Source organism: Methylobacterium oxalidis (assembly GCF_007992195.1).
Lineage (GTDB): Bacteria > Pseudomonadota > Alphaproteobacteria > Rhizobiales > Beijerinckiaceae > Methylobacterium > Methylobacterium oxalidis.
Window position 1 is genome coordinate 1 of the sequence record NZ_BJZU01000086.1, and the last position, 9,606, is coordinate 9,606.

General features: G+C 75.0%; 15 protein-coding genes. 2 read left to right on the plus strand and 13 right to left on the minus strand.

The genetic code is table 11. The annotated features are described in order from the left end of the window. The 9 genes from MOX02_RS19970 to MOX02_RS20010 all read right to left on the minus strand — a co-directional run. The coding region (locus MOX02_RS19970; protein ID WP_147027552.1) for a baseplate hub domain-containing protein at window positions 1-224 on the minus strand (224 nt) is incomplete at its 3' end. 13 nt (window positions 225-237) lie between these two features. Further along, entirely contained in the window at window positions 238-873 is a 636-nt protein-coding gene (locus MOX02_RS19975; protein WP_147027553.1) for a DUF2460 domain-containing protein, read from the minus strand. 299 nt (window positions 874-1,172) lie between these two features. Further along, entirely contained in the window at window positions 1,173-1,751 is a 579-nt protein-coding gene (locus tag MOX02_RS19980) for a phage tail tape measure protein (RefSeq protein ID WP_147027554.1), read from the minus strand. Window positions 1,752-1,779: 28 nt separating this feature from the next. Next, window positions 1,780-1,941, minus strand: a complete 162-nt coding sequence (locus MOX02_RS19985) for a phage tail assembly chaperone (protein WP_147027566.1) — start codon at window positions 1,939-1,941, stop codon at window positions 1,780-1,782. After that, window positions 1,938-2,321 carry a gene transfer agent family protein gene (locus tag MOX02_RS19990; protein WP_147027555.1) on the minus strand — a complete coding sequence of 128 codons (384 nt, stop codon included), beginning with the start codon at window positions 2,319-2,321 and terminating at the stop codon, window positions 1,938-1,940. The genes MOX02_RS19985 and MOX02_RS19990 overlap by 4 nt, the downstream gene beginning before the upstream one ends. A 10-nt stretch (window positions 2,322-2,331) precedes the next feature. After that, complete coding sequence (locus MOX02_RS19995) at window positions 2,332-2,742, minus strand: phage major tail protein, TP901-1 family (protein WP_147027556.1); 411 nt, start codon at window positions 2,740-2,742, stop codon at window positions 2,332-2,334. A gap of 25 nt (window positions 2,743-2,767) precedes the next feature. Continuing rightward, the gene (gene gp17 / locus MOX02_RS20000; RefSeq protein ID WP_147027557.1) at window positions 2,768-3,196 is read right to left on the minus strand and encodes a tail completion protein gp17; all 429 of its coding nucleotides are present in this window, start codon (window positions 3,194-3,196) and stop codon (window positions 2,768-2,770) included. Beyond that, on the minus strand, window positions 3,193-3,573 hold the full coding sequence (locus MOX02_RS20005) for a head-tail adaptor protein (RefSeq protein ID WP_147027558.1): 381 nt from the start codon (window positions 3,571-3,573) through the stop codon (window positions 3,193-3,195). The genes gp17 and MOX02_RS20005 overlap by 4 nt, the downstream gene beginning before the upstream one ends. A 27-nt stretch (window positions 3,574-3,600) precedes the next feature. Further along, window positions 3,601-4,182, minus strand: coding sequence for a head-tail connector protein (locus MOX02_RS20010; protein ID WP_147027559.1), 582 nt, complete (start codon window positions 4,180-4,182; stop codon window positions 3,601-3,603). On the opposite strand from MOX02_RS20010, the gene MOX02_RS20015 reads away from it, so the two are divergent. Then, window positions 4,181-5,032: a S1 family peptidase gene (locus MOX02_RS20015; protein ID WP_147027560.1), complete on the plus strand. Its 852-nt coding sequence runs from the start codon at window positions 4,181-4,183 to the stop codon at window positions 5,030-5,032. The genes MOX02_RS20010 and MOX02_RS20015 overlap by 2 nt on opposite strands. A 209-nt stretch (window positions 5,033-5,241) precedes the next feature. After that, entirely contained in the window at window positions 5,242-6,114 is an 873-nt protein-coding gene (locus MOX02_RS20020; protein WP_147027561.1) for a S1 family peptidase, read from the plus strand. A gap of 32 nt (window positions 6,115-6,146) precedes the next feature. On the opposite strand, the gene MOX02_RS20025 is transcribed toward MOX02_RS20020, so the two are convergent. The 4 genes from MOX02_RS20025 to MOX02_RS20040 form a co-directional block, all read right to left on the minus strand. After that, complete coding sequence (locus MOX02_RS20025) at window positions 6,147-6,392, minus strand: hypothetical protein (RefSeq protein WP_147027562.1); 246 nt, start codon at window positions 6,390-6,392, stop codon at window positions 6,147-6,149. Between the two features lie 12 nt (window positions 6,393-6,404). Then, on the minus strand, window positions 6,405-7,469 hold the full coding sequence (locus MOX02_RS20030; RefSeq protein ID WP_147027563.1) for a chymotrypsin family serine protease: 1,065 nt from the start codon (window positions 7,467-7,469) through the stop codon (window positions 6,405-6,407). A 189-nt stretch (window positions 7,470-7,658) separates the two neighbouring features. Beyond that, window positions 7,659-8,942 (minus strand): phage major capsid protein, encoded by a 1,284-nt coding sequence (locus MOX02_RS20035; RefSeq protein WP_147027564.1) that lies wholly within the window; start codon window positions 8,940-8,942, stop codon window positions 7,659-7,661. 43 nt (window positions 8,943-8,985) lie between these two features. Next, window positions 8,986-9,531: an HK97 family phage prohead protease gene (locus MOX02_RS20040; RefSeq protein WP_147027565.1), complete on the minus strand. Its 546-nt coding sequence runs from the start codon at window positions 9,529-9,531 to the stop codon at window positions 8,986-8,988. Window positions 9,532-9,606: the final 75 nt, after the last annotated feature.

Below are 9,606 nucleotides of genomic sequence, written 5' to 3' on the forward strand. Positions count from 1 at the left end.
CCCGCCACGTCCCCGCCCGAGACCGCGAAGCCGAGCTCCCGGCTCGCCTCCGCCGCCGCGAGGCCGCTGCGCGCGGCGTAGGTCAGGCCGCCGAAGGCGAGGTCGCGGTCGTGGTCGGTGAAGCCGAGGACGAGGCCGTCGCGGCGGGCGAGCGACCAGCACTGGCACAGGGTCGTGGCGCCGGAGGCGAGGCGGGCGGCGAGGGCGGGGGAGAGGTCGCGCATCGGCGGGCTCCGGTCAGGGCACGATCTCGACGAGAGGCACCTTCGGGATCTCGCCCGCCGTGAACGCCTCGAGGTTGACCGTCAGCTCGTCGGTGTCGAAGCGGACCGGCACGTCGAACTCGAAGCCCGCCGTGACGGGGGCGCCGGCGGCGGGCGGGGCCGCGAAGGTGAGGAGGCCGGTCGTGGCGTCGCAGGAGACCGCCGCCCGCGCCACCTCGACCCCGGCCACCGCCGCGCGCACGCTCTCGGCCACCGGCTTGGCGATGAGCCGCCGGTAGGGCAGGGGCCCGCCGCCGTAGGTCTTGGCGAGGGGGAAGACGCGGGTGGCGCCGTCGCCGGTGCCGAGGAGCTGGTCGGTCGGCGCGATCGCCCGGCCCGGCGGGCCGGAGCGGAAATCGACCCGGTCGCGGTAGCGGAAGCCGTAGAGGCGCCCGCGCCGCTCCTCGAAGAAGCTCACGACCGCGTGGAGCGCGTCGAGGGTGCGGATGCCGAAGCCCGCGTCGTAGCGGCGGCGGGAATCCGCCCAGCGGCTGTTGCGGTGCTCGCGGCCCGAGGCCAGGGTCACGATCTCGGTGAGACGGGTCGGGCCGCCGCTGCCCCGCAGGGCCACGTCGAGGGGGAAGCGCACCTCGTGGAAATCGGCGGGCATCGCTGTCTCCGGTTCCTGCGCCGGCCCGCCAAGCCGAGGCGAGCGGGCATCACATCGCCGCGCCGCGGCGCGAGCCCGACCGGGCGCCGGCGCGCGTGCGCCGGGCCGCCTCGGCCCGGCCGAGGCGAACAAAGGCCCGCCGCGACGCGGCGCGAGCCCGACTGGGCGCTGGCGCGCGTGCGCCGGACCGCCTCGGCCCGGCCGAGGCGAACAAAGGCCCGCCGCATCGCGGCGCGAGCCCGACCGGGCGCCGGCGCGCGTGCGCCGGGCCGCCTCGGCCGCGCCGAGGCGAACACCAATCAGAGCGCGCGCCGGCCGCGGGCGACGGCGCGGGCGAGCTGGGCGGCGACCTGCGCCTCGGAGCGGCGGAAGCCGGCGACGTCCGGGGTCGCGATGTTGACGGTGATCGCCACGGGCCGCGCCGCGGCGCCCGCGGCCACGCCGAGGCGCCCGTCGCCGCCGCGCTTCAGGGGCAGGATCGCCTCCGGCCCGGCCTCCCCCATCAGGCCGGTGCCGTCGCGCATCGGGAAGTAGGTGGGCGCCGCCACCACGCCGCCGCCCGCGAAGGGCCGCACCCGCCCCGACGCCACCACCCCGCCGCGGGCGAAGGCGGTCTCAGTGCCGAGCGAGGGCGTGCCGAGGAGGCCGTTCACGAGGCTGGTGATGCCCTGCTTGACCGGGTTCAGGGCCGCCTTCACGGCGAGGCCCGCGAGCCGGGAGGTGAGCGAGCCGAGCAGGCTGTCGAGCTGGCGGCCCGTCCCGAGGTTGCGGGCGAGCGCGTTCGACAGGCTCTGCCCGAACTTCTGGGCGAGCCGGTCGAGGGTGTCGAGCTGCTTCACGCGCGCCGCGTTGGCGCGGTCGAGGTCCGTCCCGGTCATGGTGCCTCCGTGGTGGTGAGCGCGGGCATCACGCCGCCGCGTCCGGGAACGCCGCCAGGAGCCGCGCGAGGTCGGCGCGCGCGGGCGCCTCCCGGTCCGCCGCGGCGCCGGCCGCCAGCGCCAGCTCGCGCGGCGTCGCGGCCCAGAACTCGCGCGGGCGCCAGCGCAGGACGTGGAGCCCGAGCGTCAGCGCGTCGTCCCACGGGAAGGCGGGGCCCGGCCCCTGCTCTCGGCCTTCCGCGGCGGCGTAGGGTCCGGCGCGGCCTCCCCGAAGGCTTCGGCAAGGGCCGCGCCGAGCGCGCCCGTCACCGCCTCGAGGCCGCCCGCCAGCGGCAGCCGCGCCACGGCCGCGTCGTCGAGGTCGTGCCCGCCCCCGCGCAGGGCCGCGCCGAGGAGCGCGATGAGGTCGCGGGCGGCCAGCCGTCCGCCCTCGAAGCGCTCGGCGAGGCCGGCGAGGTCGCCGGCGCCCAGCGCGTCCTCCAGTTCGGCCAGCGCCCCGAGGGTGAGGCAGAGGGTGAGGCGCTCACCCCCGAGTTCGAGCGGCACCTCGCCGCGGCGGCGGTTCGCCATGGGCCGCGCCTCAGAGGGCCGTGAAGCCGATGGCGCCGGCCGATTCCAGCGCCATGTCGAAGGTGACCTCGCCCGCGTGGTCGCCCCGGTACTCCAGGGCCGTGATCTGGAAGGGGCCTTCCAGGATGCCGAAGGCGGGCACCACCACCTGGAAGATCTCGATGAGCCCGTCGAAGAAGAGCTGGCGCAGGCGCAGGTCGGACGCCTCGTCGCGGAACACGCCCGCGCCCGAGACGGCGGCGCGGCGCACGCCCGCCCCGGCCAGGAGCTCGCGCCAGCGCCCGGCCGAATCGGCGTTGGTGACGTCGACGGCCTCGGCGTTGAAGGCAATCTGGCGTGCGCGCAGGCCCGCCACGGCGACGAAGCCGCCGCCGCCGGTGCCGGCCTTGATGAGGAGGTCCTTGCCTTTCTGGGCGCTCATGTGCGGGGCTCCGGGTGGTCGGGGATCAGGCCGCCTCGGTGACGGCCTCGAGGGTCAGGACGGCGCGGGCCTCGCCGCTCGCCTCGTCGCGGGTGGCCCGCAGCGCCGCGACGCGGCAGGTCACGAGGACATGGCCCGGCGGGGCGACAGCATCCTCGGTGAGGAGCGCGGCCATGCGCGAGGCGGCGTCGAGGCCGGTCCGGGCGGAGCCCGGCTTGGCGAAGACGACGAGGGCGAGGCTGTGGGCGTGGCGCGCCGCCCCGTCGACGGAGGCGTCGCGGGTCTCGGCGTCGCCGAACAGCGCGTAGACCGGGCTCGTGCCGCGAGGGGGCTCGTCGTGGAGGCGCACGCGCCCGCCCATCAGGCCGGCGAGCGTCGCGTCGGCGGACAGCCGCGCCAGGATCGCCGCCCGCAGGGCGAGGAGCGGGCTCAAGGTGGCTGCGGGGACGCTCACGCGAGACCCGCCGGCAGTTCCTCGACGCGGCAGACGAGGTCGCGGCCGGGCGGGCCCGCCGCGTCGAGGCTGCGGATCACGAAGCGGCGCGGGCCGGCGGCGAGCCGCATCGCGGGGGCGAGGCCGTCCCGCGCCCGCAGGGTGATGCGGTGGGTGGCGACCGGGTCGGCGCGGCCGCCGCGCAGGCGCACGCGCTCCGCCTCGCCGAGCGGCTCGATCGCGCCCCACAGGACCGGCCCGGCGACGTAGCGGCGCAGGCTGCCGCCGAACCCGTCCGGCTCCTCCACCGGCCGTTCGAGCACGAAGCGGCGGCGACGCGCCCCGAGGGCGGGGCGCGTCGAGGAGCGTGTGGAGAAGCGCGTGGAGAAGCGCGTCATGGCGGGGTTCCCGGAGCTTGAGCGGGGTCAGAGCCGCAGGCGACGAAAGGGGGCGGCCAGGGCGGCGACGTCGGGCGGCAGGCCGGCGGCCGGCTCGTCGCCGCGATGTTCGAACCAGAGCGCGGCGAGCCGCCGGATCGCCAAGAGGAGCGGCGGCGGCACCGGCGGACCCGCCCCGCCGTGCCCGGCCGAGACTTCGATGACGGCGCGGCGGCCGGCGAGATCCGGCACCGCGCCGTCGACCTGGAGGCCCGGCGCCTCGGCGAGGTCGGGCCCGAGCCGCACAAGGCCGGCCGCCAGCGCCGCGACGGTGCCGTCGCGTGCGACGAGGCTCGCCCCCTCCAGGGCGACGACGGGGCCGAGGGGCAGCGGCAGCCACCCGTCCGGCGGCCAGGCTTCGAGGACGAGGCGGAAGCGGCCGGGCACGAGGATGCGCCGGGTCTCGGCCTCGATCCGCGCGCGCGCCGCCGCGACGAGGGCGCTCACGAGCCCGTCCTCGGCGGTGTCGTCCGGGTCGAGGCGCAGGTCGAGCCGCATCTCGGCAAGGCTCACCGGCTCGACGGCGGCGCCGTCGAGCCGTATCGGGAACGCGGGGAGGGCGCGGCTCATGGACGAGATCTCCGGCCGGGCGCGGCCGATCGGGCGGCGCGCGGGCGCGTTGCGGGCGAGGTTTCTCCGGCTCGGGCACGGGCACGGGCACGGGCGCGGGCGCGGGCGCGGGCGCGGGCGCGGGCGCGGGCGCGCGGGCGCGCTCGCCGCGGCCCTGAGCTTCGCTGCCGGACCGGCCGGCGCGGTGGTCGGCGGCCGCGAGGCGCCGGAGGCGGCCGCCGGGGCCGTGATGGTCCTGTCATCCGACGGGGGCGTCTGCAGCGCCGTCGTGCTCGCCCCCGACACGGTGCTGACGGCGGCCCACTGCGCGGCGGGCCGGGCCGAGCACCGGGTCCACTACAAGGAGGGCGCCGAGCCGGTCCTCCTCGAGCTCGCGGGCCGCGCGGTGCATCCCGGCTACGATGCCGGCGCCATCGCCGGGCGCCGCCGCTCGATCGATCTGGCGCTGCTGCGCGTGGCGAGCCCGCTGCCCGCCCGGTTCGTGCCCGCGCGCCTCGCGGCGGAGAGCCCCCGGGCCGGCGAGAGCCTCGTCCTGTCGGGCTACGGCGTCGTGCGCTCGGGCGAGGCGCGCAGCACCGGCACCTTCCGCAGCGCCGCGCTGCCCGTGGTGGAGCCCTACGGGCCGAGCCGCATCCTGGTCTGGCTGAAGCCGGCCGCCGGCCCGGCCGGCGCCTGCCAGGGTGATTCCGGCGGGCCGATCGCCCGCGGCGACGGCGCGGTCGTCGCGGTCACGGCCTGGGTCGGCGGCGGCCCCTGCGGCGCGATCTCGCAGGGCGTGCTCGTCGGCCCGCAGCGGGCCTGGCTCGACCGGACGCTCGGCGGCTGGGGGCGGAGCGCCGCCTGGGACTAGCCGCGGCGCCTGGGACTGGCCGCGCCGCCTGGGACTGGCCGCGGCGCCTACGTGGTCCGCCCTGTGGACGGGCCCGTGCGCAACCCCGGCCGCATCGTGATGATCGCCCGTGGAACCGGAGCTTGGCCGGCCCATTGCCTTACGCTACGCTCCGCTCGACTGCCCTGTCGACCGATCCGATCTGCGCCCGGCCCCGGGAGAGAGACCCGATGTTCGCCCACCCGTTCCGCAAGGCAGTTCTCGCCGCGCTCGCGCTGAGCCCCCTCGGGGCATGGCCGGCGCAGGCCGTGATCCAGGGCGAGGTCTCGCGGGACCCGAACGGGCTGCGCGCCTCGGTGGTGCGGATCGAGAGCACCCAGGGTGAGATCTGCTCGGGGACCCTGATCGCGCCCGACCTCGTGCTCACCGCCGCCCACTGCGTGATGCACCGGGCCGGCTACAGCGTCGTCGTGGTCGACCGCAACTTCCGCCAGCGCCGCGTCTCCGCGGTGGCGGCCTCCATGCACCCGGACTTCGTGCCCGGCACGACGCCGGAGGACCAGCCGGGCGTCGACCTCGCCATGATCAAGCTGGCGCAGCCCCTGGGGGCCGATTTCCAGCCCCTCGACCCGCGCGGGGCCGGCTCCATCGCCAAGGGCGACGCGGTCGACATCGCGGGCTTCGGCGTGGTGGCGGAGAACCGCCGCAACACGGCGCGCACGCTGCGCCAGGCGCACCTCGTCTCGATCGGCTCGCTGCAGGTCGCCAACCGGGTCACGGTGGTGACGGACCGGCGCCGCTTCGCCGAGACGGTGGGGGCGGGCGCCTGCCTCGGCGATTCCGGCGGCCCGATCCTGCGCGGCGGTCCCGGCGGCTACCAGATCGTCGGCGTGGTGAGCTGGTCGAGCGGCGCCATGCAGCAGAACACCCGGCACCGCACCGCCTGCGGCGGCTTCACGGCGGTGACGCCGCTGGGCGAGCACACGAGCTGGATCAACGCCCGCGCGGCCGAGCTCTCGCAGCTCCAGGCCGGCGAGGCCGCCGCCCGCGCGCCCGCGGCCCGCACGGACTGGATGGCCCGGCCCGGCCGGCGGCGGCAGTAGCCCGCCGCGCCGGGGCGATCAACGCGCAGCGCTCAGAAGGCCTCGGCGAGGCCGACGATCTCGACATCGACTTCGAAGTTGCGGAATTGGCGGGGCAGTTCCTGGGCGGCTGCCGGCGTGTGCACCAGAACCTTCACGACCCACTCGTCGCCGCTTCTGCTCAGGCCGATCCCGACAGCGCGATCGTCGCGCCCTCTGGCGTACCGGGAGACGAAGGCCTCCTTGGCGGCCAAAGCTGCTGACTTCGAGGCCCGCAGGTGCTCGCGCCGGTCAACCATGCTCAACATCCCTCAGGGACGAGTATGAATATCAACACTTAACGAATCGAGTACGGTCTGAATCGGGTTTGCATAAGTGATGCCATGTGATGTCCCGGAGTAAAGGAGCGCGATCGGCCGCCCGTCTTCCGTGACGATGAGTGCGCCGCTGTCACCACGCTCGGAGAATGTGCCCGTGGCCCCCGAGATGGCAACCTGCCTGTCGAAGCGTGCGAAGCGGTACCCGGGATAGCCGGTGATCACGTTGTCGATGCTCACGATCGTGACCGATCCGCGCGTGTGGCCGGTCGTTCGTCCGACCTTCATCACGGACATCCGATCGATCACGAGATCTTCCGGCTCTCCGATCACGCATTCGGACACGGTTCCGGAGGGAAGCCCGATCCGGCTCGGGTCGTGCTCGACATCATCGATCAACGCGGCGAAGGCGCAATCCACGTAATTGGTCGCACCGGGCGTGAAATCGATCGGGTGAAACCGGCTGAGACGCGCGATGTGCGAGGTCGCGTCGCTGTGATCGCCTCCGTCCAGGACACCGGGTTGGACGATCAGATCGCCGGCCTGCCCGCCGTTCGTGTCCGCGAGCACGTGATTGTTCGAGAGGATCCCCAACTGGCCCTCGAGGCGACAGGTCGCGAAGCAGCCCAGGCTGCCGGCCGACACGCGGACGTGTCCGATGGACGCTCCGATCCGAAGGGGCCGGCAGCGGCCACCGTTCACCACGGATTGAGACCTGACCGGGCCGGTAACGATCCGGCGTACCTCGCTGTCACCGATGCGGCGAACGGCTTCTTCGACCAGAGGATGGTGAAGCAACTTCTTGTCCTGAAGAAGCAGAGCGAGACTGACTCCGCGCTCGCGCCCGGGTTCGACGGCGATGCCCACCGCGATCATATCGATGGGATCAAGCTCCCGCCTGCGGCGCCCGTCCGTGATGCGGCTGTCGACTTCGCTTCCCCGCCGGGGCAGAAAGGAGCCCTGCGAGACACCGGGTGAGAACGCGACCGGTGTTTCCTCGAACCGGAAGATCTTCTCGAAAACTTCGGCTTTGGCATTCTTCGCCCCATCCAGGTTCATACCTGCACTTTCCCTCGCGCGAGATGGAGCATGTAAGGCCCGATCAAGAGCGAGGGAAAGGAACAGTTCCCTGGAAAAATTACCTGACGTTTCGAGAACAACAGATTGTGACAGATTCGCTCGGCAGAAATTAAACCAGAGGTTGCATAACCCTGGTTCATCCGCCTCGACGAGTGCGGGCGACGATCCTCAGGCGAAGCGCAGCAGCTTGATCGCCTCGTGGTCCTGCACCCCGCCGCCGACGCGCTTCGTGGTGTAGAACAGCACGTAGGGCTTGGCCGAGTAGGGGTCGCGCAGGACGCGCAGGCCGGTCCGGTCGACCACGAGGTAGCCGCGTCGGAAGTCGCCGAAGGCCAGCGAGAGGCTGGCCGCGGCGATGTCGGGCATCGCCTCGGCCTCGGCCACGGGGAAGCCCAGCAGGGTGGCGGCCCCGCCCGCCGCCAGCGGCGGCTGCCAGAGGTAGTTGCCGTCCGCGTCCTTGAACTTGCGGATCGTGCTCTGCACGCGGCGGTTCATCACGAAGGTGCCGTTCTGCCGGTAGGCGGCGCGCAGGCCGTAGACGAGGTCGAACAGCACGTCGGAGGGGTTCGCGGCCGGGAAGCCCGCCGAGACCCCGGTCCCGACGAAGCCGATCTTGCCGGGCACCCAGGCGGTGTTGGCCACCGTATCGGCGGCGAGGAAGCCCTTCGGGCGGCTCACGCCGTTGCCGCTCACGAAGGCGGTGCCCTCCTGCTCGGCGAAGGCGGTCTCGACCTCGTCGGCGAGCCAGGCGTCGATGTCGACCACCGCGTCGTCGAGGAGGGTCTGGGTCGCCGCCGGCATGGCGTAGAGCTCCATGGCCGGGTAGCTCATCTCGGCGAGAACGGGGCTGTCGGTCTGGGGCCGCGCCGCCGTCTCGGCCACCCAGCCTGCCACGGGCGCCGTCACCGACATCGCCCGCTTGTACTGGCCGCCCGAGATGGTGCGCACGGTGGCGAGCGCGCGGATCGGCGAGAGGGCGGCGAGGCGCCGCAGCACCTCGCGCTCGATCGTCGGCGGCACGAGGTAGCCGCCGTCCGGGCCCGAGCCCGCGGAGAGCGCCTTCTCCTCCAGCCGCTTCAGGCCGGCGCTCTCGCCGGCCCGCACGTAGAGGTCGAAGGCCGCCTTGTGCTCGGACAGCCCGAGCCCGTCGCGGGCGGCGGCCTCGGGTTGCCCGAGGGGCGGGCGGGCGCGGTCGAGGCTGAGCCGGTCGAGCCGGGTCCGGGCGGTGTCGAGGGCCGCGTCGATGCGGGCGAGCTTCTCCTCCGTCACCACGTCGGGCCCGAGGCGCCCCTCGATCTCGGCCATGCGGGCGTCGTTCGTCGCCTTGAAGGCCTCGAAGGCGGTGGCGAGGTCGGCCAGGGCCGCCTTGGTCTCGCCGGCGCCGGCCTTGTTCTCCAGGGCGGGGCCGGTCTTCGTCTCGATCGTGCCGGGGGCGGTGTCGGGGAGCGTCATGCGTCGTCTCGCGGGTGGTGGGGGCGGGGAGGTGACGGCCGGGTCAGGCCCGGGCCGCCGGGCGCTGGCGGATCGCCGGGCGGACTTGCACGCGGGCCGGGAGGCCGGTCCGGAGGCAGGGGGCGCGCCGCGGCGCGAGGCGGCGGGCGAGGGAGCGGATCTCGGCGGCGAGCCCGGCCGGCTCGGCGCCGGCCGTGCGGGCGCCGGGCTGGAGCGGGAAGGTGACGAGCGAGATCTCCCAGAGATCGAGCGCCCGCAGGTGGCGGTAGCCGGCCCGGTCGGGCGCGGCCCGCACGGTGCGGAACCCGATCGAGAGTCCGTCGACCGCGCCCTCGCGCATCAGCGCGTCGATCTCGCGGGCCCGCTGCACGGCGAGGTTGAGGCAGCCCTCGACGCGCAGCCCGCGCGCGTCCTCGGCGAGGGACAGCCAGCGGCCGATCGGCTCGGCCGGGTCGTGCTGCCAGAGCATGCGCACGCCCATCGTGCCGCGGGCCCGCAGTGTCTCGGCGAAGGCACCCGGCGCCACCACGTCGCGCCCGAGGTCGGGCACGCCGAAGAGGCTGGCGTAGCCGCTGAAGAGGCCGTCCATCGGGGTACCTCGCGGGGGGAGCGGCGTGGCGGGGCTATGCCGGCCGGCAGGCGTGTCTCGACTTCACCTCTCCCG